The organism is Pseudomonas pichavaramensis, assembly GCF_050473265.1.
Classification (GTDB): domain Bacteria; phylum Pseudomonadota; class Gammaproteobacteria; order Pseudomonadales; family Pseudomonadaceae; genus Aquipseudomonas.
In genome coordinates this window covers 157,274-183,063 of the sequence record NZ_JBJKFJ010000006.1, presented here as the reverse complement: position 1 = coordinate 183,063, position 25,790 = coordinate 157,274, and the positions used below count along the sequence as shown (strand labels likewise).

The 25,790-nt window shown below is 64.3% G+C and carries 28 protein-coding genes and 1 pseudogene; 12 read left to right on the top strand and 17 right to left on the bottom strand.

Translation table 11 applies throughout. The features are described from left to right. The first annotated feature begins 1 nt into the window (after position 1). Positions 2–625: an isochorismate family cysteine hydrolase YcaC gene (gene ycaC, locus ACJRW5_RS12125; RefSeq protein ID WP_484570753.1), complete on the top strand. Its 624-nt coding sequence runs from the start codon at positions 2–4 to the stop codon at positions 623–625. A gap of 27 nt (positions 626–652) precedes the next feature. On the opposite strand, the gene ACJRW5_RS12120 is transcribed toward ycaC, so the two are convergent. From ACJRW5_RS12120 to ACJRW5_RS12085, 8 genes are all read right to left on the bottom strand, one after another. Then, positions 653–1,024 (bottom strand): helix-turn-helix domain-containing protein, encoded by a 372-nt coding sequence (locus ACJRW5_RS12120; protein WP_484570752.1) that lies wholly within the window; start codon positions 1,022–1,024, stop codon positions 653–655. A 170-nt stretch (positions 1,025–1,194) separates the two neighbouring features. Continuing rightward, positions 1,195–2,151: a GlxA family transcriptional regulator gene (locus ACJRW5_RS12115; RefSeq protein ID WP_484570751.1), complete on the bottom strand. Its 957-nt coding sequence runs from the start codon at positions 2,149–2,151 to the stop codon at positions 1,195–1,197. Between the two features lie 105 nt (positions 2,152–2,256). Continuing rightward, positions 2,257–2,775, bottom strand: coding sequence for a ProQ/FinO family protein (locus ACJRW5_RS12110; protein ID WP_484570750.1), 519 nt, complete (start codon positions 2,773–2,775; stop codon positions 2,257–2,259). Between the two features lie 153 nt (positions 2,776–2,928). Further along, a complete protein-coding gene (locus tag ACJRW5_RS12105; RefSeq protein ID WP_484570881.1) occupies positions 2,929–4,767 on the bottom strand; it encodes an amidohydrolase in 1,839 nt (612 codons plus the stop codon). Positions 4,768–4,885: 118 nt separating this feature from the next. Then, the gene (locus tag ACJRW5_RS12100; RefSeq protein WP_484570749.1) at positions 4,886–5,485 is read right to left on the bottom strand and encodes an antibiotic biosynthesis monooxygenase; all 600 of its coding nucleotides are present in this window, start codon (positions 5,483–5,485) and stop codon (positions 4,886–4,888) included. Continuing rightward, on the bottom strand, positions 5,482–6,495 hold the full coding sequence (locus tag ACJRW5_RS12095; RefSeq protein ID WP_484570748.1) for an alpha/beta hydrolase: 1,014 nt from the start codon (positions 6,493–6,495) through the stop codon (positions 5,482–5,484). The genes ACJRW5_RS12100 and ACJRW5_RS12095 overlap by 4 nt, the downstream gene beginning before the upstream one ends. A 13-nt stretch (positions 6,496–6,508) precedes the next feature. Continuing rightward, positions 6,509–6,937 carry an organic hydroperoxide resistance protein gene (locus ACJRW5_RS12090; protein ID WP_484570747.1) on the bottom strand — a complete coding sequence of 143 codons (429 nt, stop codon included), beginning with the start codon at positions 6,935–6,937 and terminating at the stop codon, positions 6,509–6,511. Position 6,938: 1 nt separating this feature from the next. Further along, positions 6,939–7,592, bottom strand: a complete 654-nt coding sequence (locus ACJRW5_RS12085) for a hydrolase (RefSeq protein WP_484570746.1) — start codon at positions 7,590–7,592, stop codon at positions 6,939–6,941. 199 nt (positions 7,593–7,791) lie between these two features. Here ACJRW5_RS12085 and ACJRW5_RS12080 point away from each other — a divergent pair, with 199 nt between their 5' ends. The 3 genes from ACJRW5_RS12080 to ACJRW5_RS12070 are packed head-to-tail and all read left to right on the top strand — an operon-like array spanning position 7,792 to position 10,514. Next, a complete protein-coding gene (locus tag ACJRW5_RS12080) occupies positions 7,792–8,781 on the top strand; it encodes a LysR family transcriptional regulator (RefSeq protein ID WP_484570745.1) in 990 nt (329 codons plus the stop codon). A gap of 45 nt (positions 8,782–8,826) precedes the next feature. Then, a complete protein-coding gene (locus tag ACJRW5_RS12075; protein WP_484570744.1) occupies positions 8,827–9,258 on the top strand; it encodes a DoxX family protein in 432 nt (143 codons plus the stop codon). After that, positions 9,255–10,514: an OprD family porin gene (locus ACJRW5_RS12070; protein WP_484570743.1), complete on the top strand. Its 1,260-nt coding sequence runs from the start codon at positions 9,255–9,257 to the stop codon at positions 10,512–10,514. Before ACJRW5_RS12075 ends, ACJRW5_RS12070 begins: the two co-directional genes overlap by 4 nt. A gap of 9 nt (positions 10,515–10,523) precedes the next feature. On the opposite strand, the gene pdxH is transcribed toward ACJRW5_RS12070, so the two are convergent. The 4 genes from pdxH to dinG all read right to left on the bottom strand — a co-directional run bounded on the left by pdxH (position 10,524) and on the right by dinG (position 15,329). After that, the gene (pdxH, locus tag ACJRW5_RS12065) at positions 10,524–11,171 is read right to left on the bottom strand and encodes a pyridoxamine 5'-phosphate oxidase (protein WP_484570742.1); all 648 of its coding nucleotides are present in this window, start codon (positions 11,169–11,171) and stop codon (positions 10,524–10,526) included. Positions 11,172–11,206: 35 nt separating this feature from the next. Further along, entirely contained in the window at positions 11,207–11,860 is a 654-nt protein-coding gene (locus ACJRW5_RS12060) for an OmpA family protein (RefSeq protein WP_484570741.1), read from the bottom strand. 83 nt (positions 11,861–11,943) lie between these two features. After that, positions 11,944–13,089, bottom strand: coding sequence for a serine hydrolase domain-containing protein (locus ACJRW5_RS12055; RefSeq protein WP_484570880.1), 1,146 nt, complete (start codon positions 13,087–13,089; stop codon positions 11,944–11,946). A 95-nt stretch (positions 13,090–13,184) separates the two neighbouring features. Next, positions 13,185–15,329: an ATP-dependent DNA helicase DinG gene (dinG, locus tag ACJRW5_RS12050; protein ID WP_484570740.1), complete on the bottom strand. Its 2,145-nt coding sequence runs from the start codon at positions 15,327–15,329 to the stop codon at positions 13,185–13,187. 138 nt (positions 15,330–15,467) lie between these two features. Between dinG and ACJRW5_RS12045 the strand changes: the two genes are divergently transcribed. After that, a complete protein-coding gene (locus ACJRW5_RS12045; RefSeq protein ID WP_484570739.1) occupies positions 15,468–15,932 on the top strand; it encodes a CopD family protein in 465 nt (154 codons plus the stop codon). 39 nt (positions 15,933–15,971) lie between these two features. On the opposite strand, the gene ACJRW5_RS12040 is transcribed toward ACJRW5_RS12045, so the two are convergent. The 4 genes and pseudogenes from ACJRW5_RS12040 to ACJRW5_RS12025 form a co-directional block, all read right to left on the bottom strand. Continuing rightward, the gene (locus tag ACJRW5_RS12040) at positions 15,972–16,733 is read right to left on the bottom strand and encodes a collagen-like protein (protein WP_484570738.1); all 762 of its coding nucleotides are present in this window, start codon (positions 16,731–16,733) and stop codon (positions 15,972–15,974) included. Next, the gene (locus ACJRW5_RS12035) at positions 16,726–17,031 is read right to left on the bottom strand and encodes a DUF1145 domain-containing protein (RefSeq protein WP_484570737.1); all 306 of its coding nucleotides are present in this window, start codon (positions 17,029–17,031) and stop codon (positions 16,726–16,728) included. The genes ACJRW5_RS12040 and ACJRW5_RS12035 overlap by 8 nt, the downstream gene beginning before the upstream one ends. Positions 17,032–17,185: 154 nt before the next feature. Then, positions 17,186–17,920: a PA1041 family peptidoglycan-binding anchor lipoprotein gene (locus tag ACJRW5_RS12030; RefSeq protein WP_484570736.1), complete on the bottom strand. Its 735-nt coding sequence runs from the start codon at positions 17,918–17,920 to the stop codon at positions 17,186–17,188. A gap of 139 nt (positions 17,921–18,059) precedes the next feature. Next, positions 18,060–18,413, bottom strand: a pseudogene (locus ACJRW5_RS12025) (OmpA family protein); the annotation flags it as partial. A gap of 439 nt (positions 18,414–18,852) precedes the next feature. Between ACJRW5_RS12025 and ACJRW5_RS12020 the strand changes: the two are divergent. The 3 genes from ACJRW5_RS12020 to ACJRW5_RS12010 all read left to right on the top strand — a co-directional run bounded on the left by ACJRW5_RS12020 (position 18,853) and on the right by ACJRW5_RS12010 (position 21,020). Beyond that, positions 18,853–19,350 (top strand): DUF6231 family protein, encoded by a 498-nt coding sequence (locus ACJRW5_RS12020; protein ID WP_484570735.1) that lies wholly within the window; start codon positions 18,853–18,855, stop codon positions 19,348–19,350. Between the two features lie 4 nt (positions 19,351–19,354). Beyond that, a complete protein-coding gene (locus ACJRW5_RS12015; RefSeq protein WP_484570734.1) occupies positions 19,355–19,837 on the top strand; it encodes a YchJ family protein in 483 nt (160 codons plus the stop codon). Positions 19,838–19,904: 67 nt separating this feature from the next. Next, a complete protein-coding gene (locus tag ACJRW5_RS12010) occupies positions 19,905–21,020 on the top strand; it encodes a hypothetical protein (protein WP_484570733.1) in 1,116 nt (371 codons plus the stop codon). A gap of 34 nt (positions 21,021–21,054) precedes the next feature. On the opposite strand, the gene ACJRW5_RS12005 is transcribed toward ACJRW5_RS12010, so the two are convergent. After that, positions 21,055–21,606 carry a hypothetical protein gene (locus ACJRW5_RS12005; RefSeq protein ID WP_484570732.1) on the bottom strand — a complete coding sequence of 184 codons (552 nt, stop codon included), beginning with the start codon at positions 21,604–21,606 and terminating at the stop codon, positions 21,055–21,057. Positions 21,607–21,798: 192 nt separating this feature from the next. Between ACJRW5_RS12005 and ACJRW5_RS12000 the strand changes: the two genes are divergently transcribed. From ACJRW5_RS12000 to ACJRW5_RS11985, 4 genes are all read left to right on the top strand, one after another. Then, a complete protein-coding gene (locus ACJRW5_RS12000) occupies positions 21,799–22,296 on the top strand; it encodes an LEA/WHy family protein (RefSeq protein WP_484570731.1) in 498 nt (165 codons plus the stop codon). 4 nt (positions 22,297–22,300) lie between these two features. After that, positions 22,301–22,495 carry an SEC-C metal-binding domain-containing protein gene (locus ACJRW5_RS11995; protein WP_037049080.1) on the top strand — a complete coding sequence of 65 codons (195 nt, stop codon included), beginning with the start codon at positions 22,301–22,303 and terminating at the stop codon, positions 22,493–22,495. A 7-nt stretch (positions 22,496–22,502) separates the two neighbouring features. After that, positions 22,503–22,967, top strand: coding sequence for a DUF2489 domain-containing protein (locus ACJRW5_RS11990; protein ID WP_484570730.1), 465 nt, complete (start codon positions 22,503–22,505; stop codon positions 22,965–22,967). A gap of 100 nt (positions 22,968–23,067) precedes the next feature. Beyond that, a complete protein-coding gene (locus ACJRW5_RS11985; protein WP_484570729.1) occupies positions 23,068–25,581 on the top strand; it encodes a penicillin acylase family protein in 2,514 nt (837 codons plus the stop codon). Positions 25,582–25,790: the final 209 nt, after the last annotated feature.

The following is a 25,790-nucleotide window of genomic DNA, read 5'->3' as shown; positions in this document are numbered from 1 at the left end:
CATGTCCAAGCCTTACAACCGCCTGAACAAAGACGACGCCGCCGTTCTGCTGATCGACCACCAGTCCGGTCTGATCTCGCTGGTCCAGGACTTCACCCCCAGCGACTTCAAGAACAACGTGCTGGCCCTGGGCGATGTCGCCAAGTTCTTCAACCTGCCGACCATCCTCACCACCAGCTTCGAGCAAGGCCCCAACGGCCCGCTGGTACCGGAGCTGAAGGCGCAGTTCCCGGACGCGCCGTACATCGCCCGCCCCGGCCAGATCAACGCCTGGGACAACGAAGACTTCGTCGCTGCGGTGAAGAAGACCGGGCGCAAGCAGCTGATCATCGCCGGTGTGGTCACCGACGTGTGCGTGACCTTCCCGGCCCTGTCGGCGATTGCCGAAGGCTTTGAAGTGTTCGTCGTCACCGACGCCTCCGGCACCTTCGACAAGACCGTGCAGCAAGCCGCCTGGGCGCGCATGAACGCCGCCGGCGTGCAGCTGGTGAACTGGTTCAGCGTGGCTTGCGAGCTGCATCGCGACTGGCGCAACGACATCGAAGGGCTGGGCAGCCTGCTCTCCGAGCACATCCCCAACTACCGCAACCTGATGACCAGCTACTTCGCCCTGCAGGCCAAGTAAGCCGGCACCCCACGGCTGTACGGCACCTCAGGCGCCGTGCAGCTGCGCCTGGCGCCAGCGACTCGGCGCCACGCCTTCGTTGCGGCCGAACACCCGGGCGAAATGCGCCTGATCGCTAAAGCCGCAGGCACAGGCCACCATCGCCACACTGTGGCCTTCGAGCAACAGCCGCTGCGCCCGTTGCAGCCGCGCGCGAATCAGCCACTGCTGCGGCGACAGACCGGTGCTGCCATGAAAGGCGCAGGAAAAATGGCTGCGCGACAGGCCGCACTCACGCGCCAGCCAGGCAATGCTCAGCGGTTGATCCAGATGCGCCTCGATCAGCGCCTGGGCACGGCGCAACTGCCACTGCGCCAGGCGAATCGGCAAACGCCCGCCTGCACCTGTCGGCATCTCCATAAGCCCTCACCTCCCCTGTCATGCGCCGCGCGCCTTGCGCACGCGCCGCCGGAAACCCAGAGGAAATAATGCCGCCAAGGCGCCCCCGGCCCTACGCAGGCATGGGGGCGCATCCGGCCAAGATGGGGGGAATTACGGCCAGCCAGGGGCTGGGAGGGCTCGCCGGCGTCTCAGGCGAACTGCTGGCGATACTGCGCCGGGGTCAGCCCCAGGCGTTCGACGAACGCCGTGCGCATGGCCCGCACACTGGCAAAGCCGGCGTGGAAGGCCACAGTCTTCAGCGGCAGCTCGCTGCTCTCCAGCAACTGCCGGGCACGGTCGACCCGCGCGCGGTAGATGAAGGCCATGGGCGTCAGGCCGGTTTCGCTGGCAAACAGGCGGGCGAAATGGCGGGTGCTCATGCCCACCGCCGCCGCCAGCGCGGCCACCGTCAGCGGCTGTTCGAGATGGGCCAGGGCATGGCGCTGGGCGCAGCCCACCGGCGAATCCTCGCGCGCCACCTCGCCCAGCAGCGGGCTGAACTGGGCCTGCCCGCCCTGGCGCGTCTTGGCCACCAGCAGCACCTTGGCCACCGCCACGGCCACGGCCTTGCCGTGATCCTCGGCAATGATGCCCAGCGCCATGTCGATGCCGGCGGTAATCCCGCCGCAGGTGTAGAGGTTGCCGTCGACCAGGTAGATCTGCTCGCTGAGCACCTGCGCCTGCGGATGCCGCCTGGCCAGGCGCTCGGTGTAGTTCCAGTGGGTGGTCACCTTGCGCCCGTCGAGCAGGCCGGCCGCACCGAGAATGAAGGCGCCGGTACAGATCGAGCCGAAGCGCGGCGCCTGCGCCGTGGCCGCCAGCAGCCAGGGCAGCAGCGCCGAGTGATCGTCGTTGTAGGCGCCGGGGCCGCCGGGGATCAACAGCAGATCGCAGTCGGCCACGGCCGCCGGCTCGGCCAGCAGCGCGTCGGCCACCAGCTGCATGCCACAGGAGGCGCGCACCTGGCGCTCGCCGGGGGCCAGCGTGCGCACACGATACTGCTGCTCGGCGGGCAGGTAACGGTTGGCGATGGAAAACGCCTCGACCGGCCCGGCCACATCGAGCAGCAGCACATCGGGGAATAACAACATGACAATGGTTCTCATGGCCGCGAGTGTATCGCCGCCAGATGATCACGTCATGAATGCTGAGTAGAGAGTGGCCGCCACAGGCAAGCATCGTTGCCAAGCCGTGACGGCAGAGGCGTGAACTTACTCCAGAGCTGACTGCTCAACGCTTTCGGCGGCATTGCTCTCAGCAGGCGCGCTGGTATTCGCTTTGGTCTGGTTGCGGCGAGCCTGAGCACGATGGCGACGCGCCTGGTGCTTGGCATGCGACGCTTGCGAAGCGGTGACCGAACCTGCGGGCTGACCGTTGAGGTCCAGACGGGGTGCATTCTCGGTCATGCAGGACCAGTAGCGACCGCCCTTGCACCAGGCGGCGATGCCCAGTTTGAGCTGTTCGATGGTGATGCCCAACTGTTCCAGGTGCTGCTCTGCATCCTTGAGAATACCTTCCTTGAGCGGCACCTTGGGCGCCGGATTGACCGGGAAGGCCAACGGGAAATGCTTCTGCAGCCGCCAGATCGCCTCGACTGCCGGGTCCTGCTCACGCAGCTTGGATTTCTGCTGCGGCTTGCGCTTGGGCGGCTTTGTGCTCTCAGTCTTTACCTGCTCTTTTTTTTCAGCCCGCAGGCGGTCACGTAGCTCAGCTAGTTGTTCGAAACCCATGGTTCAGTTCACAGCGTCCTGGTTGATTCGTGGCGCAAGGGTATCCGATACGCAGGTTTCATACAGCCTTATCGGCTGCCGGAGTGCTCGACGGTAGGCAATCAAGCTGCAAAAAAGCCCCGCATCGCCCCAAAAACGATGCGGGGCTCTGCCTCAGAAGGCGAAGCAGGAGCAGCCGAAGGCGCCCCAGAAGCCCTGGAAGTCACTCACCGGCGCGTTGGACAGGCGCGCGCGTTCGTGACTGTGCGAGTGCACGGCGCAGGGGCCGACGCACTGGTGCACCTGCGCCACCAGCGGCGCGTCCTGGCGCCAGTGGCCGGGCACCAGCGCTACCGGCGACCAGTCGGGCATCACCGGCAGCGCCGGCGGGCCGAGCTTGTCGAACTCGGCGGCGGCGTAGACCACCTTGCCGTCGACTACGGTGAGCACCGATTCCAGCCACTTGATCTGCTCTTCCTCGACGGCGAAGAAGTCCGCCGACAAGGCCACCAGATCCGCCAACTGGCCGACCTTGATCTGCCCCTTCTTGCCCTGTTCGCTGGAGAACCAGGCGCTGCCGTGGGTGAACAGCTGCAGCGCGGTGTCGCGCGACAGGCCCTGCGGGTATAGCTCCAGGCCGCCCACGGTCTTGCCGCTGACCAGCCAGTACAGCGAGGTCCAGGGGTTGTAGCTGGACACGCGGGTGGCGTCGGTGCCGGCGCCGACCGGCACGCCTTCGGCCAGCATGCGCTGGATCGGCGGGGTCTGTTCGGCGGCCTTGGCGCCGTAGCGGTCGACGAAGTACTCGCCCTGGAAGGCCATGCGGTCCTGAATGGCGATGCCGCCGCCGAGCGCGCGTACCCGTTCGATGTTGCGCGGGCTGATGGTTTCGGCGTGGTCGAAGAACCACGGCAGGCCGTTGAACGGAATGTCGCGGTCGACCTTCTCGAAAACGTCGAGCATGCGCGAGATCGACTCGTCATAGGTGGCGTGCAGGCGGAACGGCCAGCGCTGTTCGACCAGATGGCGCACCACCGGCTCCAGCTCGTCCTCCATGCTCGGCGCCAGGTCCGGGCGCGGTTCGAGGAAGTCCTCGAAGTCGGCGGCGGAGAACACCAGCATCTCGCCGGCGCCGTTGTGGCGGAAGAAGTCGCTGCCGTCGCCCGGTTTGACGATCTTGCTCCAGTTCTGGAAGTCGGCCAGCTCTTCCTTGGGCTTCTGGGTGAACAGGTTGTAGGCGATGCGCACGCTGAGCTGGCCTTCCTTGGCCAGTTGCTCGATCACCTGGTAGTCGTCCGGGTAGTTCTGGAAACCGCCGCCGGCGTCGATGGCGCTGGTCACGCCGAGGCGGTTGAGCTCGCGCATGAACTGGCGGGTGGAGTTGACCTGATATTCCAGTGGCAGCTTCGGCCCCTTGGCCAGGGTGGAATACAGGATCATCGCGTTGGGCCGCGCCACCAGCATGCCGGTGGGGTTGCCGTTGGCGTCGCGGACGATCTCGCCGCCCGGCGGGTTGGGCGTGTTGCGGTCGTAGCCGACCACCTTGAGCGCGGCGCGGTTGAGCAGAGCGCGGTCGTACAGGTGGAGGATGAACACCGGGGTATCCGGCGCCGCCTGGTTGATCTCGTCCAGGGTCGGCATGCGTTTTTCCGCGAACTGGAATTCGTTCCAGCCGCCGACCACGCGCACCCACTGCGGCGCCGGGGTGCGCTCGGCCTGGGTCTTGAGCATGCGCAGGGCATCGGCCAGCGACGGCACGCCTTCCCAGCGCAGCTCCAGGTTGTAGTTGAGGCCGCCACGGATCAGGTGCAGGTGCGAGTCGTTGAGGCCGGGGATGACGGTGCGCCGCTGCAGGTCGATGACCTGGGTGGCGCTGCCGCGCAGGGGCACCACTTCGGCATCGCTGCCGACGGCGACAAAGCGCCCGTCCTTGATGGCCACGGCGGTGGCCTGCGGGTTTTCACGGTCGACCGTGTGCACACGGCCGTTGTACAGAATCAGATCGGGATGCATGGATGAACCTCCTTGCCGTTCGCCGCCGAAGATCGGCAGCGCCGGCCACAGCGCACCAGCGGCGCCGAGAATGGACGAGGCGGCGAGAAAGCGCCGCCGGCTGTTGGGGGTGTTGTCGTCAGTCATGGCCTTCTCCGTTGCGGCCTTCCAGCCAGGGCGCCAGCCAGCGGGTGACGCGCGGCATGAACAGGTAGACCACCAGCAGCACGATGCTCAGGGTGATCACCACGTTGCTCGGTAGGTAGCCGCCCAGCCAGGGCCAGGCGGCGAAGGCCGGCTGCCACAGCCAGGGCACCAGCAGGCTCAGCGGTAGAATCACCAGGAAGCTGACGCAGGCCTGCTTCCAGCGCGGTGGCTGGGCCTGCTCGGCATTGGCCGGGGCGAACCAGAACTCGCGGGCCGGGTTCAGCTCCAGGGCTTCGTCGGCCAGCAGCAGCGGGCGCACCTCCGCCACCAGCCGGCGCCGCTCGCTCGAACCGAGCCATTGCTGCAACGGCACCGCCCCGGCGAAGCGCAGCACACTGGTATACAGAGGCATGCCCTGCTCCTCGCTGCTGATCACATCCACCCCCAGGTGCCCGGCATAGCCTTGCGCCACGGCGATGATGCGGCGCAGCCAGGCCTCGTAGGCGGCCAATTGGTCGGCACGGATGCGATGGCGGATCAGCAGGGTGACCGGCTCGTCCGTGACCTGCTCTTCACCAGGGCGCGCGTTCATTGCAGGTGCCGCTGCAGCTCGACCCCGGCCTGGCGCATGGCGCTGTGCACTTCTGGCACATGGGCCAGCGGGTTGAGCAGACCGTAGTCGTGGATCATGCCGTTGTAGCGCACCGCGGTAACGGCCACGCCGGCGGCGTCGAGCTTGCGTGCATAGGCTTCGCCTTCGTCACGTAGCACGTCGAACTCGGCGGTCTGCACCATGGCCGGCGGCAGGCCCTTGAGCTGCTCGACACTGGCGCGCAGCGGCGAGGCGTGGATGTCGGCGCGCTGCTTGGGGTCGGTGGTGTAGCTGTCCCAGAACCACTTCATCATCGGCTTGGTGAGGAAGTAACCCTCGGCGAACTGGTCGTAGGATGCGCTCTCGAAGCTGGCCTCGGTCACCGGCCACAACAGCAGTTGGAAGCGCAGCTTGGGCGTGCCCTGCTCCTTGGCCTTGAGCGCCACCACCGCGGCCATGTTGCCGCCGACGCTGTTGCCGGCCACGGCCAGACGCGAGGCATCCACGCCCAGTTCCTGGCCGTGTTCGGCCACCCAGCGGGTGGCGGCATAGGCCTGATCGATGGCAGTCGGGTAATGCGCCTCGGGCGACGGCGCGTAGCCGACATACACCGCCACCGCGCCGGAGTTGACCACCAGATCCCGAATCAGCCGCGCGTGGGTCGGGTAGTCACCCAGCACCCAGCCGCCGCCGTGGAAGAACATGAACACCGGCGGCGTGCCCTTGACGCCTTCCGGGCGCACGACGGTCAGCTTGAGCGGCTGGCCGTCGGCCTGGATGCTCTTCTCTTCCACCTTGACGCCCGACAGATCGACCTTGACCGAGTTCTGCGCGCCCACCAGCACGGCGCGCGCTTCCTGTGGGCTGAGGGTTTCCAGCGGCTTGCCACCGCCGCTGGCCAGGGCTTCGAGGAAGCCGCGGGTATTGCTTTCCACGCCGCTGTAATCGGCGGCTTGCACCTGGCCGGAGGCCAGGGCGATCAGTGCACTTAGCAAGGCAATGCGAGGCATGTTGTCAGCTCCTTCAGTCGACCAGGGTCAGGGTCACGTCGATGTTGTTGCGCGTGGCGTTGGAGTACGGGCAGACGATGTGCGCACGCTCGATCAGGGTCTGCGCCGCGTCGCGGTCCAGACCCGGCAGGCTGATGCGCAGCTCGGCCTCGATGCCGAAGCCGGTGGGGATGGCGCCGATGCCGATCACGCCTTCGATCGACACGTCAGCGGGAATCGCCAGCTTGTCGCGCGCGGCGACGAACTTCATGGCGCCGAGAAAGCACGCCGAATAACCGGCGGCAAACAGCTGCTCGGGGTTGGTTCCGGCGCCGCCGGCACCACCCAGTTCGCGCGGCGTGGTCAGGGCCACGTCGAGCACGCCGTCGCTGGACACGGCACGACCATCACGGCCACCGGTAGCCTCGGCGTAGGCGCGGTAAAGAACCTTTTCGATGCTCATATCAGTGGCCTTCCGAGGCGTTGAACATGCTCTTGGCGTAGATCAGGCCCAGACCGTAGGCGCCGCCGTGGGCGATCGAGGTCTTCACGGTCTGCTCGTAGGTTTCGCCACGGGCCCAGTCACGCTGCAGTTCCAGCAGGTATTGCAGGGAAGTCATCGGGCGCGTGCCCAGTTGCAGCATGCGCTGGATGGCCATCTCGTGGGCTTCGGTGGAGACGTCGCCGCAAGCGTCGGTGATCACATACACCTCGAAGCCCTGATCCAGCGCCGACAGCGCCGGGCCAACGATGCACACCGAGGTCCACAGGCCAGCGAGGACGATCTTCGGCTTGCCGATGCGGTTCACCTCCACGGCGATGCGCGGGTCTTCCCAGGTGTTCATGGTGGTGCGGTCGATCACCTGATGATCGGGGAACACCGACTTGATCTCGTCGAAGATCGGCCCGGAGAAGCTCTTCTCGGCGACGGTGGTGAGAATGGTCGAGACCTCGAACTCCTGCGCCGCGTTGGCCACCAGCGCGGCGTTGTTGCGCAGGGTCACGGCGTCGATGGATTTGGTGGCGAAGGCCATCTGCGACTGGTGGTCGATCATCACCAGGGTGTGGTTGTGCGGGTCGAGCAGGGTCTTGCCAGGGGCGGCGGTAGCGATGGGCATGGTCGTTCTCCAGAACGGGATAAGGGAGACCAGAGCTTCGCGTAACGCCCAAGGGAAGAATTGAAGCGGCGTGCTCACATTGAAGGCATGTGTGGCTTTTGTGAGCACCCATTGCCCGCGACAAAGAAAGCACGGTGATGCAAGCGCCCAGACCCGCGCGCGGCGATGCTGGCAGCTCAGCCACCACGGAACGCACGCCATGAACCGCCATGAACTCAAGCACCTGGACCTGGGTCTGCTGGTCGTGTTCGAGGCGCTGATGAGCGACCCGCATGTGACCCGCGTGGCCGAGCGCCTGCACATGACCCAGCCGGCGGTGAGCGCCGCGCTGCGGCGCCTGCGCCGTTACTTCGGCGAGCCGCTGTTCGTCCCCGCCGGGCGCAGCCTGCAGGCCACCGCCGGTGCCAGCCGCCTGCTGGGCAAGGTGCAGCCGGCGCTGGACCAGATCACCGCGGCGGTGGCCGACAGCCGCCCGCCGCACCCGGCCGAGTCGCGCCCGCCACTGCGCATCGCCCTGCCCGAAGAACTGGAAATCGCCCTGCTGCCCCGCCTGCTGCGCCACCTCGGCGGGCAGGAAAGCGCCCTGCAGCTGCGCAGCGTGCCGCTGCAACGCCAGCGCACCTGCGCCCAGCTCACCACCGGCGAACTGGCGGCGGTGATCGACTATGACGAGTGCCTGGGCGCCGACCTGCCCGCCGGCCTGCAGCGCCTCCCGCTGGGCCACTGCGACCTGCTCGCCGTGCAGGCGGCCAGACCCGCGCAGGCGCTGGACCTGGCTCAGTTCTGTGCCCGCCCGCAGATCGACCTGAGCAGTTGCCAGGCCCTGCTGCAACGCCTCGACCACGCCCTGGCGCAACAACGCCAGCTGCGCCAGGTGCAACAGCAGGTGGCGCACTGCGGCTACCTGCTGCCGCTATTGCAGGCCAGCCCGTGCCTGGCGGTGCTGCCGGCGCCACTGGCGCAGCAGCTGGCCAGCCTCTACGCCCTGCACTGCACGCCGCTGCCCGTGGCACTGCCGGCGGCGACCCTGAGCCTGACTTGGAGCACGGCGCGCAGTCGCCTGCCCGATGAGCAGTGGCTGCGCCAGCAGATCAGCGCCGCCCTCGGCCAGGAGGTTGACGTGCCGTGGCTGCCACTCGCCCTGCCCACGCCGGCAACGAGCACAGGCGTGCAAGCGCTGGCGCCCTGAGCCGGCCATGCTCGGCGCTGACCTCACACTCAACCGGAGCCTGTCATGCCCCCCCTCGTCTCTCCATCCGCCCGGCTTGCCTGGGCCCTGCTGTTTGTTCGCGTCAGCGCCGCGCTGCTGTTACTGCAGGTGCACGGCCTACCCAAGCTGCTGCACTGGCAGGAAGCCCTGCAACAAATCGAAGACCCGTTCGGCCTCGGCGCGCCGCTAACCCTGGCCCTGGCGGTGTTCGCCGAGGTGCTCTGCCCGCTGCTGCTGATCGCCGGAGTTGCCGCGCGCCTGGCCTGCCTGCCGGTGATCGCCGTGCTACTGGTGGCCCTGGTATTCGTGCATCCGGACTGGAGCCTGGAACAGGGGCAATTCGCCTGGTGGATGCTGATTATCTTCACTGGCCTGGCCATCAGCGGCCCTGGCGCCTACAGCCTGCCCTGGCGCCGCCCGGCCGCAGAGCCGGTCAACGCCAGGCTGCAGCGATGAGCCGCGCGCGCCGCTACGGCAGCTGCCTGCTGCTCTGCGCCGCGGCCCAGAGCAGCCTCGCCGGGGGTTTTCTCGACGATGCGCAGAGCAGCCTGCTGGCGCGCAACTACCTGCTGCACAGCGACAGCCGCAACAGCCCGGGGCAGAGCCTGCGCCGCGAATGGGCGCAGGGCTTTATCGCCAGCTGGCAGTCGGGTTACAGCGCCGGCCCCGTCGGTGTCGGCCTCGAGGCGCAGGCCTTCGCCGGCTTCAAGCTCGACGGCGGCCGTGGCCATACCGGCACCGGCCTGCTGCCGCGCGACAGTGACGGCGCCAGCGCCAACCGCTACGCCACGGCCGGCGCCGCACTCAAGCTGCGCTATGCCGCCAGCACGCTGAGGTACGGGGAAATGCGCGTGCAGACGCCGGTCTTCGCCACCGGCGACAAACGCCTGCAACCCGAATACGCCCGCGGAGCGCTGCTGCAGAGTGATGACCTGCCCGGCCTGCGCCTGCAGGCCGGACGCTTCAGCGCCTTTCGCAATCAGGACGGCAGCTCCTCTCACGCCGAGTTCAGCGGCTACGGCGCCAGCACCCGCGGTGCTGGCATCAGCCTGATCGGCGTCGAACTGGGCGCCGATCAGCCCGCCGGCGCGGCGTTCTACGCCAGCCAGCTGGACGACAACTGGCGCCAGTACTATTTCAACCTGCATCAGCAGATCCACGGCCTGCGCCTGGACGCCCACTACTACCGCACCCACGACTGGGGCCAGGCCCGCGCCGGGCGCATCGACACCCAGGCCTGGAGCCTGGCCGGCGCCTATGGCCACGGCGCACAGCGGCTGACCCTGGGCTACCAGCAGATCGACGGCGACACCCCGTTCGACTTCGTCGGCGGCGACTCCATCGCCCTCGCCAACGCCATCAAGTACGCCGACTTCAACGGCCCCGGCGAGCGCTCCTGGCAACTGCGCTACGACCTCGACCTGAGCGCCTGGACCCTGCCCGGCCTTAGCCTGATGACGCGCTACGTGCGCGGCAGCCAGATCGACGGCAGCCACGCCCCGGCCACTGGCGCCTACGCCGGCCAGTACGGCCGTGGCGGACGCCACTGGGAGCGCGACAGCGAACTGCGCTACGTGGTGCCGAGCGGCCCGGCGCGCGATCTGTCGCTGAGCCTGGCCCACGTCAGCCATCGCGGTAACAGCGCACAACCGGGCACCGACCTCGATCGCCTGTACCTGGTGATCGAGTGGCCCTTTACCGGTCTTTTCTAGAAAGCGCGATCAGGGCGCCAGACGCTCACGAATCCAGGCTTCGCCCTGCAAGCGGTAATTGAGACGGTCATGCAGTCGGCTGGGACGCCCTTGCCAGAACTCGATGCGCTCGGGCAGCAAGCGATATCCACCCCAGTGTGGAGGGCAATGCGGGGCCTGATTGAGGAAACGCTGCTCGGTCTCGGCGAGCAACCCTTCCAGCTCGGCGCGATCCCGGATCACCCGGCTCTGCGGCGATGCCCAGGCGCCAATACGGCTACCCAGCGGACGCACCTGATAGTAACCGTCGGACTCGGCGGGAGTGACACGCTCGACCCTGCCCTCGATGCGTACCTGGCGTTCCAGACTCGGCCAGAAGAAGGTCATGGCTGCGAACGGGCGCGCCTCGAGTTGCCGCCCCTTGGCGCTGTCATAGTTACTGAAGAAGGTGAAGCCGTGGGCATCGAGCCCTTTGAGCAGCAACACGCGGCAATGCGGCCGTCCCTGCTCGTCTACCGTAGCCAGGGTCATGGCGTTGGGTTCGACCGGCAACTGCTCGGTTTTCACCGCGTCGTCGAACCACTGGCGAAACAGAGCGAAAGGCTCCAGCGGGGCTTGAGCCTCGCTCAAGCCATCGCGGGTGTAGTCACGGCGCATATCGGCCAGTGTCTGAGTCATGGCAGTTCCTCACTCCGGGGGAAATGCCGCCAAGCTTACTCCGACTTGCCCAGTTTTCCTTGATCTGCGGCAGCTACCTTGGGCCCATCTTTCAGCTCAGCCTTGGCCGGCTGGCTGTATTTGGCGATAAGGCCCTGCATGGTATCGCGCGAAGTCAGGACGATTTCCACACGACGATTGAGTGCGCGGCCTGCAGCACTGTCGTTGGCCGCCCGCGGCATGTCAGACCCCAGGCCCATGACCTGCAAACGGTTCTGCTTGAGGCCGCTGAGGCGGAAGATGGAGGTCACGGCGCGGGCACGCTGCTGACTGAGGTCACGGTTGAGAGTGGCATCCCCGCTGCTGTCGGCATGACCGAGTACCACCACTGCCATATCGTTATCTGCTTCGAGCAGCTTGGCGACGCGGGTGATCGGCCCCAGACTCGCGGGCAACAGCATCTGCGGACGATCCGGGTTGAACGACCCCTGCACCGGAGCGGTGACGATCAGCACGCTATCTCGGCGCTCGAACTCGAAGTTGCTGTCCTTGACCGCTTCACGCAGCTTCGGCTCGTACTCGTCGAGCCAGGCACGGGTCACCTGCGGTGGCGGCATCACCGCCGCCTTCGCGACTTCCTTGTTTTCCGAGCCGGCGCAGCCCGCCATCAGCAGGCAGCAGGTAAAGGCAAAAATCTTGTTGGCGCGCATGAAGCCCCCGAGGTCGCACAAGTTTCTAATGGTCGGTTTGTTATGGGTGGTACTGAACGAATGGCGCAAGTCTAGCCGCTCGATCAGATACAGTCCGCAATCCGTTGCGCAAGTTTCTGCGCTCGTGGGTCCATCAAGACGAACGGTCCTAGATTATTGGTGACGAAGCCGAATGCGAGGTCTCGCTCTGGGTCGGCAAAACCGCTGGAGCCGCCAGCGCCTGGGTGCCCGAAGGCTTTTGCCCCCATGCCGTAGGTCGCGTTGGCCACATCGTTCTGATCGAGCATGCAGCCCAGCCCGAAACGGGTACGGGTCAGCAACGTCTTGTCATCACCGAGGCTGTGCTCGCGCGTCATCTCGTCGAGCAGCTCACCGTCCAGCAAGCTGCCGTCGAGCAGCCCGGCATAGAAACCCGCCAGGCTGCGAGCATTGCCGTGGCCGTTGGCCGCGGGTTGCTGCATACGGCGCCATTCAGGCTTGTTGGTGCTGGTCATGATCGACGGCGGATTGGTGAACGAGCGCGTACTCATGGCACCGGCATCGCTCATCATCACCTTAAGCAGACGCTGCGCGGCAGCATCGCCCATATTGCCCTTGCCCCGAGCGATATGCGCGACGCGATCGAATTCGCTGTCGGCCAGGCCGACGTGGAAATCCAGGCTCAGCGGCTTGGTGACGCGGGCGGCGATGCTTTCACCCGGGCCACGCCCTTCCACGCGACGAATCAGCTCACCCACCAGCCAGCCATAGGTGATGGGCGCATAGCCGTGCCCCTCACCCAACGGCCACCAGGGCTGTTCAGCGGCCAGCGCGCTGGTCATGGTCTGCCAGTCGTAGAGTGCTTCGGCCGGCAAGGACTGTCGCAGCGCCGGAAGGCCGGCCTGATGACACAGTAGATGACGCACGCTGATGCGTTCCTTCCCGGCTGCGGCGAACTCTGGCCAGTAGCGTGCCACCGGCGCATCCAGATCGAGCTTGCCCTCGCCCACCAGTTGCAGTGCAACGACTGCCGCAAAGGGTTTGGTACAGGAGAACAAATTGGCGATGGTGTCGCTGTGCCAGGCCTGCTGGCCGTCCTTGTCCATCACCCCGGCCCACAGGTCGAGCACGGTTTCGCCGCCAATCTGCACGCACAGTGCTGCGCCGCGCTCCTGAGGATCTTCGAACAGGCTGGCGAAGGCATCCCTCACCGCCTCGAAACGCAAGTCGAAATAGCCCTGAACCTGCACATCTGTCTCCTTGAACGAAATTGCACGCATTGTTCCAGCCCCTGCCGCCCTGGGGAACCGCTGACAGTCTGTCAGACGCAGTTGATATGGGCGACTCAGTGAATTTCCCGACGAAAGGGGGGCAAGGCATTGAGAATCGCCTTGCCATAGCGCTGGGTCACCACGCGCCGGTCGAGCAAGGTGATAGTGCCGCGATCGGCCTCGGTCCGTAGCAGACGACCGCAGGCCTGCACTAGGCGCAGCGAGGCGTCCGGCACGGCGATTTCCATGAACGGGTTGCCACCACGCGCCTCGATCCACTCGGCCAGCGCCGCTTCCACCGGGTCATCCGGTACGGCGAAGGGAATCTTGGCGATCACCACATGCTCGCAGTAGGCGCCGGGCAGATCGACGCCCTCGGCGAAGCTGGCCAGGCCGAACAGCACGCTCTCCTCGCCAGAGTCGACCCGCGCCTTGTGCTTGTTCAGGGTTTCCTGCTTGGACAGGTTGCCCTGGATGAACACGCGCTTGCGCCAGTCGCGATCCAGACCATCGAACACGTCCTGCATCTGCTTGCGCGAGGAAAACAGCACCAGTGTGCCACGACTACCCGCCACCAGCGCCGGCAATTCGCGGACGATAGCCGCGGTGTGCGCCGCAGCTTCACGCGGGTCGGCCTTCAGATCCGGCACGCGCAGCACGCCGGCATCGGCATGATGAAAGGGGCTCGGCACGATGGCGGTGACGGCCACCTTGGGCAGCCCGGCGCGCATGCGGTAGCGGTCGAAGGTGCCCAAGGCGGTGAGCGTCGCGGACGTCACCAGGCAGCCGTGGGCAACGTTCCACAGATTGCGGCGCAGGGTCTCGGCGGCGAGGATCGGGCTGGCATTGACCTCGATGTCGAACAGCGCGCCACTTTCGGCCAGGGTCAACCAGCGCGCCATCGGCGGGCTTTCTTCCGGGTCTTCGGCGGTGAACGCTAGCCACAGTTCCCAGTTGCCCTTGGCCCGCGCCATCAGGCTGCCGAACAGCGGGTACCACTCCTCGGCCTGGTGGCTGGCGATGCCCACCGCGCCCTCGCCGTCCATCGCCTCCTTGAGCAGCTCGGTAACGCCGGTGAACAGGTCGTTGAGCTTGGAGAAGCCTTTCTTCAGCTCCAGCCCGAGCTCAGTCAGATGCTCCGGCACCACACCGCCGACGAAGCGGTGACGCGGACGCTCGCGGCCTTCCATGTCCTCGCCGGCCTTGAAGTCGGCGACCTCTTCGCAGGCGCTGAACATGAACTGCTGCTGGGTCTTCAGCTCGCGTGCCAGCTCCGGCACCTGCTCGATCAAACGACCGAGATCGCCCGGCAGCGGGTTCTGCGCCAGCAGCTTGGTCAGGTTCTTGTCGATCTGCGTGAGCCAGTCGGCGGTGGAACGCAGGCGGGTGAAATGGGCGAAATGGCCGATGGCCTTGTCCGGCAGGTGGTGGCCTTCATCGAACACGTAGATGGTTTCGCGCGGGTCGGGCAACACCGCGCCGCCGCCGAGCGCAAGGTCAGCCAGGACCATGTCGTGGTTGGTGACGATCACGTCGACCTTACCCATGCCCTCGCGCGCCTTGTAGAAGGCGCACTGCTGGAAGTTCGGGCAATGGCGGTTGGTGCACTGGGTGTGGTCGGTGGTCAGCTGAGCCCAGCGGCTGTCCTCCAGCTCCTCGGGCCAGCTGTCGCGGTCGCCGTCCCACTTGTTGCCGGCGAGCTTCTCGATCATGGCGGTGAACAGCTTCTGCCCCTGCTCGTCGACATCGATACGAAAGCCTTCCTCCTCGAACAACTGCGCGGTGGCGCTCTGCGCGGCGCCGTCCTGCAGCAGGTGATCGAGCTTGGACAGGCACAGGTAGCGACCACGCCCCTTGGCCAGGGCGAAGCTGAAGTTCAGGCCACTGTTACGCAGCAGGTCGGGCAGATCCTTGTGCACGATCTGCTCCTGCAAGGCCACGGTGGCTGTGGCGATGACCAGGCGCTTGCCAGCTGCCTTGGCCGTAGGAATGGTCGCCATGCTGTAGGCCACCGTCTTGCCGGTTCCCGTACCTGCCTCCACCGCAACCACGGCAGGGTCGCCCAGGCGTTTGCCTTCGTCATCGCTCTTGATGGTGCCGAGCACCTTGGCGATTTCGGCGATCATCAGGCGCTGGCCGTAGCGAGGCTTGAGTGATTTGGCCTCGAGGAAGCGCGAGTAGGCGCCCTGGATCTGGGACTTGAGTTCGGTACTGAGCATGGATTCTGAAACGAAAAAGGCTGGATAAATTTTCAGTATTCGCGGAGCGGCCGCTATCATAGCGCGCCTGTCGATCTGGCGCAGACTCACGTGCCAATCGGATGAAACGAGCTGCCAAACGAACCCACGGAGATTCGCATGACGCCCTACGCCCCGCTCTACGCACTACACCTGCTGGCCGCTGTCATCTGGGTCGGCGGCATGTTCTTCGCCTGGATGATCCTGCGTCCGGCGGCCGTGGAAACACTGGAGCCGCCTGCCCGCCTGCGCCTGTGGCTGAGCGTGTTCAAGCGTTTCTTCGTCTGGGTCTGGCTGGCGGTGCTGGTGCTGCCGATCAGCGGCGTGGGCATGCTGCACATGAGCTACAGCGGCTTCGATGCGGCGCCGCGCTACGTGCACATCATGATGGGGCTATATCTGGTGATGCTTGCGCTGTTCCTGCGCATTCAGGCGCTGCTATTGCCAGAGTTGCGCCGTGCGGTGGAAAGCGAGAACTGGCCGGCTGGCGGCGAGGTGTTGGGGAAGATTCGCAAGATCGTGGGCAGCAACCTGCTGGTCGGTCTGGCGCTGATGACCTTGGTCGCCATGCGCCCCTCCTTCTGACGTTGAAGGCTGCCTGCACAACGCAGGCAGCCTGCCTCATCAGAAACGGAAGACCTGCACCGCCCCGCTACGCCCCGCAGCGCCCTCATGCCCTGCCTGGCCAGGGTTGCCATCGGCAGCTCCATCGACTCCGTAGAGCAGGCAGTCCTTGGACGCGCCACCGCGCCCGGCACGTCCGGCCGTACCAGCCGCGCCACCCTCGCCGCCATCGAGCAGCACCTGCATACGCTCGACCTCGACATAGTGCGGCACTTCCAGCACCACATTGCCACCCGCTGCGCCCTCATGCCCATCGGTACCGTCCTGCCCGTCGTAGCCGGCGCTGGCCTGCCCCCAGGTGCAACCACCAGGTTTTCCGTGAGCGCCGTCGAGCCCGGCGTAACCAGGCGCACCACGACCACCACGAACGTCCAGGGTCAAGGATTCGAAAGTCAGCTTGTGCAGTTTCAGATTGATTTCCCGACCCGGCGTGGCGGGTTTGGTGTAAGTACCCGCAGCGCCCTTGGCACTGATCCAGGCGCCAGCACCAACATCGGCATCAAGAACTTCCAGACGCAACGGCTGCTCACTGGGCGCCACACCAATACGCGCCTCACGCCCCATGAGCAAAGTGCCGATACGCAGATCGGTGACGCTTGCCGGAATCATCAACGTCGCATGATCAGCGACTTCCAGTCGTTCCAACAGCAAGGTGCCGCTGGCGACAGGCAAACGCATCAGAGCATTGGAAGGCACTTTGACCTGGCTATCGGCCAGGGCCACCCCGGCGCCCAGGCACAGCAACAGGGCGAACTTATGCATGCGCGGCCTCCTTGATGGTAACCGGCCCGGCAGTAACCGACGGTTTCGTCGTATTCAGCGGATACAGATGGAAGATACCGAATATCAGCACCTGCAAACGGTCGCGCCAGGGAGTGGGCCGCCCCGCCAGCGGAGCGGAGAACAGCCACAGCTGCAGTACATGCAACACCAGCATGGCAGCCGCCAACAGATAGATCAGTTGTTCGAACGGAGCACCGAAGCGCTTGGCCAGCGCTGCGCCGCATACCACCCAGAAGGCCAGGACCAACGCCTTGCCCACGGTCAACAATGACTTCATTCCGCCCTCTTGCTCATGCCATTTCAATAGCGCAGCACGTTAACCGGTCGCAGCGCGTACCACCAGCGGCAAGGGTCGTTTTCGATGATTTTGTCTGTGCTGGGCAACGTTAAGCGTGCCCCCGGAACGGTCCCGGGGGCACAGCGCGCCATCATCAGCGGGAAACGTAGAGTTCGACTCGGCGATTTTCCGCGCGTCCGGCATCGCTGCCGTTGTCCGCAACCGGCTGACTCTCCCCTCGTCCTTCGGTGCTGAGCTTGCCTGCCGGCACACCCTGCGCGACAAGGAAGTCCGCAACACTGCGAGCGCGGCGCTCGGACAAGCCCTGGTTATAGGCATCGCTGCCCACGGAGTCAGTGTGACCAACGACTTTTACCGCCACCAGATTAGCGCCCGTCAAACGGCTACTGACGTCGGCCAACAAGCGTTTGGCCTCGTCCGTCAGCTCTGCAGAATCGAAAGCGAACAGCACATTGCCAAGGTCACTGAGCACGATCACTTCATCCTGAGCCGGCGCCTCCATTACTGGCGCGGCGGCAACGCTGCCAGGGTATTGCGGCAGCGGACACCCGTTATGGCTTACCGCTGTGCCAGAAGGAGTATCAGGGCATTGATCACGCCGGTCGAACACGCCATCGCCATCTTCATCGCCGTCCTGCGCGTAGCAGATGATGGTTCCCAGAACCGCTCCGGCTACGGCGCCGCCTGCGGCCCAGGTGGAACTTTCGATTGCACCGAGGCCGCCACCGGCCAGGGCTCCAATCGCACTGCACAGGGGCCAGTTCCCCTGGTTGAGCGGCGCGTCTCCCGTACTGGAAGTCGTGGCGCAACCGGAGAGAACACTGCTGACCAAGAGAAAGGGTACAACCCTCGTAAGGTGGGTTCTCATGGTGGTGTCTCCTGTGTTGCGGGCATTTTGCCGGTATACAGGAGTAAAGACGGCGGCAGGGGTTCACACAAGAACGAGCCCGGTGGCTCAACGCCGACCGGGCTCGATCAGATGACGCAGTCGAAAACGACGAAGCGTCTTAAGGCTGGGCTTCGACCTCAGCTTCTACACGACGGTTGATGGCGCGGCCGTCTGCAGTTGCGTTGTCAGCCACCGGGCGGCTCTCACCGTAACCCACTGCCTGCACACGACCGGACTCGACGCCGTACTGGTTGACCAGCACGTCACGAACGGCGCTGGCGCGGCGCTCGGAAAGACCTTGGTTGTAGGCATCGCTACCCACGGAGTCGGTGTGGCCTTCAACCACGGTGCTGGTTTGCGGGTACTGCTTCATGAAGTCGGCCAGCGCCTTGATGTCGCCGTAGCTTTCCTGCTTGACCTGAGACTTGTCGAAGTCGAACTTGACGTCCAACTCTACACGCACTGCCTCGGCAGGTTCGGCTACCGCCACCTCCTCGACCACGACCTCCTCTACGACCGCAACCTGCTGCTCTTCGGCGCCATGCACCCAGCAGTAAGCAGCCCCAAGGCCAGCGCCGAGCGCAGCGCCTGCACCAGCCCAGGACGAACTTTCAATGGCCCCTAACGCAGCACCACCGACACCGCCTACAGCTGCGCAGGTGGGCCAGTCGGTTTTCTGCAGGCCGGCACAACCAGTCAGCAGGGTACTAGCCAGAATCAGGGGTACAGCGTTCCTTGTGATACTCATACTTTAGGTCTCCAATGTTCATCGGCCCATAACCGACTCAATAGTAGTAAAGACACGAGTTGTGCAATCCGCCAGCTATAGCGCGTCGTGGGGATAATTTTCTCTCGCTCTAGGCCAGATACCGACACCACGTTAGTCTTTGTAGACTTTTCGAGGAACTTCGATGACTGCCAGCCCTAGCTCCCGCACTCCGCAACAGGCAATTGCCGCACTGTTAGCCCGCTATACGCCCGAGAAACTGCTACTAATTGGCGCAAGCGAGCTGCCCGCTCTTAACGCGTTTCAAAGCGCACATCCGCAGTGTCAGGTCATCACGGCACCTGCTGCTCCCCTGGCCCCTGAACTGGCCGCACAGCGCTTCGACTTGGCCCTGCTGGTCGATTGCCTGGAGCATCTCCCCAAGCGTGAAGGGCTGCAGCTACTCGGTGGCATCCGTAACCTGAATGCCAGCCGTGTTGCTGCGCTAGTCGATCTGCAGGCAGGCGAGTGGCGGGAAACCGACTTCTTCGCCCTGGCCATGCAAGCCAGCGAACAGTTCCAGCGCGAGGGGCAGACCCTGCATCTGTTCACCTATGATCTGCTCGATTACAAGCAAGTTCCCGACTGGTTGAATGCAAAGTTCTGGGCCCACCCGGAAAATTTCGGCAAATACTGGTGGTAACGCGATGGATACGAATGACCTCAACTGCCCCTGCGGTAGCGGCAACCCACTGAGCCAGTGCTGTGGTCATTACCACGGTGGCTCTCCTGCCCCCTGCGCCGAGCTACTGATGCGCTCACGCTACAGCGCCTATGTTCTGGGTTTGGTCGACTATCTGGTAGCCACCACACTGCCTGCGCAACAGCAGTCACTCGATCGTGAGGCGATGGCGGCCTGGAGCGCGCAAAGCACCTGGCTTGGCCTTGAGGTGGAAGGCAGTGAAGTCTTTGGCGGCAAGCCCGAGCATGCGCAGGTCACCTTCGTCGCACGGTGGCATGACGAAAACGGCGAACATCAGCACCGCGAGTGCTCGGCGTTCGTCCAGGTTGAAGGACGCTGGTATTTCCTGGATCCGACGGTTCCGTTGAAAGCAGGGCGCAACGACCCCTGCCCCTGCCTGGCAGGCCAGAAATTCAAGAAGTGCTGCGCGCCCTTCATGAGAGCCTGACTGGAGTTATCCTACCTTTCTGCTTGAGTTGAGGCGTTGCGCAAGAACACTCAACAAGGAGAAAGCCATGCACAAGAAAAGTGGTTTGACGATGCTTCTGGCGGGCCTGCTCATAGGCTGCGCCAATCAATCCGGCGAGCTGCAAGGGGAATCCATGGACCTGGGCGACAGCCAGCGCGTCAGCCGGCTGTTCGCCTACCCGAACAACTGCAATGTGGTCTGCTACCGCGACTGGACGCTGGAGCAGACGGTCGAGCACTACCTGCGCCAGAGCCTGGACCGAGATGGCTATCAGCAAGCCAGGGTAAAAGTGGCGCGCCGTGGGACGCATCTTCTCGCCAATTTCCAGGGCACCCCGCAGGGTTACGGCAAGCCGTTACAGCAATTGCTCGAAGCCGGCGACCTGGCCTACCAGGGCGCCAGCCAACTGAATCGCGACGGCAAGTGGCAATACGACTGGTACTTCTTCCTACCGCTGGGCATGGCGCTGGAAAACCGCAAGAGCGTCGAACTGCTGCATTTCCCGCCTGATTATTCGCTGACCCAGGCGCAGGACTATCTGCGCTCCAACACCACTGACCGCTGGGCCACGATGCTCAGCTACAACGGCGTTGCTTTGGAGCAGACACCTGCTTACCAGACCATCGTCGACATCGCCCCCATCGCCGCTCCGGCCAGTGCGGGGAGTACGCTGGAAGGCGTTTACAACTACTTCACTGCATACCAGCAGCGCATGGTAGGTGAACTCACCGCAGGCAAGGGTGACGGCACCCTGCCTATGGTTGCCTTCGGCAGCCCGGTGCGTAACTGGATCAAACAGCAGTACGGTGTGACGCTGCCAGTACTCGGGCTGGGTCAGATCACCTCGGCACCGGGGCAACACACCTCGGTTCTTGGTGCCAACCATCCGAGCTACATCTGGTACGCGGCGGATCCGGCCAACAATCAGGGCAGCGAAGACCAGGCTAACGCCAACGGCATAAAAGTGATGGGGCAGGATCTCAGCGCCGCCTGCTGGCAAGCCAGCATGGGGCAAAATCCGGGGAATGATCCGCAGCAGACACTCAACACCTGCAGCCAGAAGTGGCAAGTAACAGAGAAGCTGCAGACCTGCGAGCTGTTCTTCATCACTGTACGCAATCTCAAGCCCGAGGCCGCCGAGAGCACGTGCAAGGCCGGCTGAAACGATAGGGCCCGCAATCAGCGGGCCCATTCTGTCAATCCTGCAACTTCAAGTGTGATGTATCGGGCGGCGGTGCCGCCGGGTCGTTTTTTGCCTGCCCCATATCGCTACCTACCGGGGCCAGGCTGAACTGCGAAAGATCAACGCTCGGTGCCTCGGCGTCGGGTTTGGTGTCTTGCAGGTCCGCCCCGACCGGAGCGATGCCGAAGTCAGGCGCCTCCACTTCGCTGAACGCAGCCATGTATTCGTCGCGCGGCGCTACCTGCAAACGAGCGGGCTTGCCGGCGACAGCAACAGCCGCGGCGGGCGCTGGTTCAGCGGGTGGCGGAGGAGCCAGTTCGACTTCCTCGATCAGCATATCCATGTCGATCACCTCGACCAGAGCGCCAGCGCGTTCCAGCGTCGAGCGATACTTTTCCGCCGCCGCAGCGTCGAGGTTGTTCTTGATCACGATGCGACGCCCGGAAAACAGCTGGGCAATGCGCTGGGCGTCGGCCTGGAACAGCTTGGCCATGTTGGCCTTGACCAGTTCCGGTTGCGCACCCGGCACCAATTGCCCGGAGAAGGCGATCTCGTAGCGACTCATGGTCACACTCCTGTCCTATTCACGGCCCAGTATGGCGCAGGTTCTTTTACGCTGACACTGCAGGCTTCTCATCCATGCGTTCCCGATTGCAAACTTTCCAGAGGCCGCAATGCTATCTCCTTGAAAATAATAGCGCCCCCCAGTTGCAGCCAAGCGCTTGCTTGTTACACTGGGCCGCAATGGGGGTATGAAATGTTTTCTCAGGCGCAAATGATAAGAATTATCAGCCTATTGATGTTTTTTGGCCTGACTTCAGGCTTGGCAGGATGCTCCACCTGGATGACAGGTGGTTTCAAGGACCCGGATGTCCGACTCATCAAGGTGGATGTAATCAAGGCCAGGCTACTCGAACAGGAGTTCCTCCTGCGCTTTCGCATCGACAATCCCAACAGCGTCAACCTGCCGGTACGGGGGCTCGAGTACGACGTGACCCTCAACGACATTCCTCTGGCCGATGGCTCTTCCAGTGCCTGGTTCACCGTGCCCGCTCATGGGCACCACAGCTTCGACGTACCGGTGCGCACCAACCTCTGGCGTCATGTGCGCCAGGTAGTGAAGATGCTGGAGAAGCCCGACCAGCCGATTCGCTACAGCCTCAAGGGCGAGGTCAAGACAGGCATGCTCTTCAGCCGCAGCGTGCACATGTCGCGTAATGGCGAGATAATCCCCGGCGATTTCATCCCGGAGTAAGTCCATGAGCAACCAACCCCACGTCCACGGCCCTGACTGCAACCACGATCATGATCACCACGATCACGGTCATGTGCATGGTCCGCACTGCAATCACGGCCATCAGGAGCCGGTGCGCAATGCCCTGAAGGATGTAGGCCGCAACGATCCCTGCCCCTGCGGTAGCCAGAAGAAGTTCAAGAAGTGCCACGGCGCCTGAGCCGAGCATGAACGCTCTGACCCTGTCTCTGTTGCTCGCAGGCCTGCTGCTGATCACCGCGCTGGCCGTCTATGCCTGGCGTCTCTGGCGTCGCGTCTGGGCGCAGCAAGACGCTCTGGACAAAGCCCGTCAGGAGCGCCAGGAACGACTCGGCGGCGATCTGAGCATCCTGGCCAGCAGCCTGCTCGACGAGCAGTTGCCGCTGATCGAGGGTGCTATCCGCATCAAGGTACTGCTCGACAACTACGACAGCGATCTCAGCAACGACAGCCGCTGCCAGGTGTTCCACCTGCTCTTCGACGCAACCACCGACGTACCAACCCATGCGGCCTGGAAGGCGCTGGACAAGGCCGAACGGCGACACTTCGAAAAGCGTTTCAACGAACTGGAACTGCAACACAAGGCCGCCGCCCGCACAGCCGCGCGCTGGTTGCTCGATGACGGACTCAAAAGCGTTCAGTCGAACGCCTGAAGCCCTCTTGCCAGCTCGCAACGGCCTCATTACCTTGGCGACTTTGTGGCCGGTCGACAGCCGACCGGCCTCACCTGCTCGTACTCCAAGGAAATCCGCCATGCGCACGCTGGCCCGCCTGACTCTTGCCGCATCCCTGACCGCTCTCAGCGGCTGCCAGTCTCTGCTCAACAGCCGCTATGCCGACAGCGTGCCGCCAACCCGCGGCGTCGAGCGCGTTCAAGGCGTTGCCGAGAGCGCATCGGTACGGCGCAACGCCCTCGGCATGCCACTGATCGAGTCGAGCACTTTTCACGATGCGTTGTTCGCCCTGGGTTACGTACATGCAGGTGACCGCCTCAGCCAGATGGTCGGCATGCGCCTGCTGGCCCAGGGACGCCTGGCGGAAATGGCCGGCCCTGGCGTGTTGGAGATGGACCGCTTCATGCGGGCGGTGAACCTCAAGAAGAGCGCGGAGATTCTCTACGCCGACGCGTCACCGCGCCTGAAGCGCTTCTTCGAGGTTTATTCACGCGGCGTCAACGCTTACATGTTCCGCTACCGCGACCGCCTGCCGATGGATCTGGCCGAATCCGGCTATCGTCCTGAATACTGGAAGCCCGAGGACTCGGTGCTGCTGTTCTGCCTGCTCAACTTCGGCCTGTCGGTGAATCTGCAGGAAGAAATAGCCGCACTGACCATGGCCCAGCAGGTCGGCATCGACAAGCTGCCCTGGCTGCTGCCCATCTATCCGGATGAACCGCTGCCCTTCGCCGAGGCGGAGAAACTCGCCGGTCTCGACCTCAAGGGACAATTGCCCGGCCTGCAAGCAATCGCACGCACAGCAGCCCAAGTCGCTGATCAGCACATGCTGGGGGTCGCGGCCTCGAACAACTGGGCCATCGCCCCAGAGCGCAGTCGCGGCGGCAATAGCCTGCTGGCCAACGATACGCATCTGCCGCTGAGCATGCCGTCGCTGTGGAATTTCGTGCAGATACGCTCCCCGAAATACCAGGCCGCTGGCGTGTCCCTGGCTGGCGTGCCGGCCGTGGTAGCCGGCTATAACGGCAAACTGGCCTGGGGCATGACCATGGTCATGGGTGACAACCAGGACATCTATCTCGAACGCATAAAGCATGAGGGCAGTCGCCTGATGTATCAGGCCGATGGCAAGTGGCTGCCGGTGGCGGAGCGCCAGGAGACCTTCTTCATCAAGGGCCAGCGGCCGATCCGTGAAACACTCTATGAAACTCGCAATGGCCCGTTGCTCAACTCGGTGCTGGGTGAACGCAAACATATGCTGCAACCTCTGCCGTTGCAGAGCGGCTACGGCCTGGCGCTGAAGACCACCCAGTTCGAACGCGACAAGAGCCTCGACGCCTTCTTCGACCTGTCCCGAGCTCAGTCGGTGGATGCCGCCTTCGAAGCCACCCGGGAAATCCGCGCCATGCCACTGAACATCGTCTTCGCCGATGCCCAGCACATCGGCTGGCAGGTCACCGGGCGCTACCCGAACCGCCGCGAGGGCCGTGGCCTGCTGCCTTCACCCGGCTGGGACCAGCGCTATGCCTGGGACGGCTACGCCGACCCGATGCTGCACCCCTACGACCAGGACCCACCGCAAGGTTGGCTGGGCACCGCCAACCAACGCAGCGTCGAGCCTGGCTATGGCATGCAACTGTCCAGTTCCTGGTTCTACCCGGAGCGCGCCGAGCGCATCGCCGAACTGGCCGGCAATGGTCGTCACGATGGCCGCAGCATGATTGCCATGCAATACGACCAGAGCTCCCCCTTCGTCGCCAAACTACAGGCGATGCTCACCGATCCCACCATGCATGAGCCGCTGCGTCAGGCAATTGCGGCGCTGCCCAGCGGCCAGCGCGAGCGTGCCGATGAAGCACTGAAACGCCTGCTGGCTTTCGATGGCAAACTCTCTGCCAGCTCGGCCGATGCAGCCGTCTACGCTGCTTTCCTGCAGGAAAGCGCGCGGCAGATCTTCCTCGACGAGCTGGGGCCGGACGACAGTCCGGCCTGGAAAGCCCTCATCGAGACAGCGAACCTCTCCTATTCCGCGCAAGCTGACCACTTGCTCGGCCGTCCTGACAGTCCGTTCTGGGATGACATCCGCACCCCGCAAAAAGAAGACAAGCCGGCCATCCTGGCGCGCAGTCTGGCCGCTAGCATCGATCTGCTGGAAAGTCGCCTGGGCACAGAGCGCCGCAACTGGCAGTGGGGCAAACTGCACAGCTACGAATGGGTCAGCGACACCACACGCATGGCACCTCACATGAGCGCCAGCCAACGCAGCAGCATCAATGCGCTGAAAGGCTATCTGGATCGTGGCCCATACCCGGCCGGTGGTGACCACAGTACGTTGAACGTATCGGCCTACCCTTGGGGTCAGGACTTCAACACTTTCCTGATCCCGGCCATGCGCATCGTCGTCGATTTTTCTGCCGACGAGCCGTTGATCGGCGTGAACAGCTCGGGACAATCCGGCAACCCTGCCAGTGCGCACTACGCCGACGGCATCGAGGCCTGGCTCAAGGGAGGCTACATGAGCTTCCCGTTCAAGCCACAGAACCTGGACAAGGTCTACGGCAACCAGCGTCTGCTGCTGATGCCAGGCAAGTGATGACCGTTCGTCGGCAGGCGCTGAACCTTTCCTTCAACGCCAGACTCTGAACAATCGACTTACTCCATAGATCATCGTTTAAGGCGCCCTTGGCGCCTTTTCTTTTGCCTGTAAAAAAAAGATGGCATTTCTACATCAGCGGACTGAACTTCTCGCTCGAGGCAGGTTCAGAACCTATGCATCGATTGAAATGCTCCCCTGGCGCCTCT

Excerpts from the sequence above, each read along its gene's own strand:
- ycaC (WP_484570753.1), top strand. The coding sequence starts at position 2 with ATGTCCAAGCCTTACAACCGCCTGAACAAAGACGACGCCGCCGTTCTG.
- ACJRW5_RS12120 (WP_484570752.1), bottom strand. The coding sequence starts at position 1,024 with ATGGAGATGCCGACAGGTGCAGGCGGGCGTTTGCCGATTCGCCTGGCG.
- ACJRW5_RS12115 (WP_484570751.1), bottom strand. The coding sequence starts at position 2,151 with ATGAGAACCATTGTCATGTTGTTATTCCCCGATGTGCTGCTGCTCGAT.
- ACJRW5_RS12110 (WP_484570750.1), bottom strand. The coding sequence starts at position 2,775 with ATGGGTTTCGAACAACTAGCTGAGCTACGTGACCGCCTGCGGGCTGAA.
- ACJRW5_RS12105 (WP_484570881.1), bottom strand. The coding sequence starts at position 4,767 with ATGCATCCCGATCTGATTCTGTACAACGGCCGTGTGCACACGGTCGAC.
- ACJRW5_RS12100 (WP_484570749.1), bottom strand. The coding sequence starts at position 5,485 with ATGAACGCGCGCCCTGGTGAAGAGCAGGTCACGGACGAGCCGGTCACC.
- ACJRW5_RS12095 (WP_484570748.1), bottom strand. The coding sequence starts at position 6,495 with ATGCCTCGCATTGCCTTGCTAAGTGCACTGATCGCCCTGGCCTCCGGC.
- ACJRW5_RS12090 (WP_484570747.1), bottom strand. The coding sequence starts at position 6,937 with ATGAGCATCGAAAAGGTTCTTTACCGCGCCTACGCCGAGGCTACCGGT.
- ACJRW5_RS12085 (WP_484570746.1), bottom strand. The coding sequence starts at position 7,592 with ATGCCCATCGCTACCGCCGCCCCTGGCAAGACCCTGCTCGACCCGCAC.
- ACJRW5_RS12080 (WP_484570745.1), top strand. The coding sequence starts at position 7,792 with ATGAACCGCCATGAACTCAAGCACCTGGACCTGGGTCTGCTGGTCGTG.
- ACJRW5_RS12075 (WP_484570744.1), top strand. The coding sequence starts at position 8,827 with ATGCCCCCCCTCGTCTCTCCATCCGCCCGGCTTGCCTGGGCCCTGCTG.
- ACJRW5_RS12070 (WP_484570743.1), top strand. The coding sequence starts at position 9,255 with ATGAGCCGCGCGCGCCGCTACGGCAGCTGCCTGCTGCTCTGCGCCGCG.
- pdxH (WP_484570742.1), bottom strand. The coding sequence starts at position 11,171 with ATGACTCAGACACTGGCCGATATGCGCCGTGACTACACCCGCGATGGC.
- ACJRW5_RS12060 (WP_484570741.1), bottom strand. The coding sequence starts at position 11,860 with ATGCGCGCCAACAAGATTTTTGCCTTTACCTGCTGCCTGCTGATGGCG.
- dinG (WP_484570740.1), bottom strand. The coding sequence starts at position 15,329 with ATGCTCAGTACCGAACTCAAGTCCCAGATCCAGGGCGCCTACTCGCGC.
- ACJRW5_RS12045 (WP_484570739.1), top strand. The coding sequence starts at position 15,468 with ATGACGCCCTACGCCCCGCTCTACGCACTACACCTGCTGGCCGCTGTC.
- ACJRW5_RS12040 (WP_484570738.1), bottom strand. The coding sequence starts at position 16,733 with ATGCATAAGTTCGCCCTGTTGCTGTGCCTGGGCGCCGGGGTGGCCCTG.
- ACJRW5_RS12035 (WP_484570737.1), bottom strand. The coding sequence starts at position 17,031 with ATGAAGTCATTGTTGACCGTGGGCAAGGCGTTGGTCCTGGCCTTCTGG.
- ACJRW5_RS12030 (WP_484570736.1), bottom strand. The coding sequence starts at position 17,920 with ATGAGAACCCACCTTACGAGGGTTGTACCCTTTCTCTTGGTCAGCAGT.
- ACJRW5_RS12020 (WP_484570735.1), top strand. The coding sequence starts at position 18,853 with ATGACTGCCAGCCCTAGCTCCCGCACTCCGCAACAGGCAATTGCCGCA.
- ACJRW5_RS12015 (WP_484570734.1), top strand. The coding sequence starts at position 19,355 with ATGGATACGAATGACCTCAACTGCCCCTGCGGTAGCGGCAACCCACTG.
- ACJRW5_RS12010 (WP_484570733.1), top strand. The coding sequence starts at position 19,905 with ATGCACAAGAAAAGTGGTTTGACGATGCTTCTGGCGGGCCTGCTCATA.
- ACJRW5_RS12005 (WP_484570732.1), bottom strand. The coding sequence starts at position 21,606 with ATGAGTCGCTACGAGATCGCCTTCTCCGGGCAATTGGTGCCGGGTGCG.
- ACJRW5_RS12000 (WP_484570731.1), top strand. The coding sequence starts at position 21,799 with ATGTTTTCTCAGGCGCAAATGATAAGAATTATCAGCCTATTGATGTTT.
- ACJRW5_RS11995 (WP_037049080.1), top strand. The coding sequence starts at position 22,301 with ATGAGCAACCAACCCCACGTCCACGGCCCTGACTGCAACCACGATCAT.
- ACJRW5_RS11990 (WP_484570730.1), top strand. The coding sequence starts at position 22,503 with ATGAACGCTCTGACCCTGTCTCTGTTGCTCGCAGGCCTGCTGCTGATC.
- ACJRW5_RS11985 (WP_484570729.1), top strand. The coding sequence starts at position 23,068 with ATGCGCACGCTGGCCCGCCTGACTCTTGCCGCATCCCTGACCGCTCTC.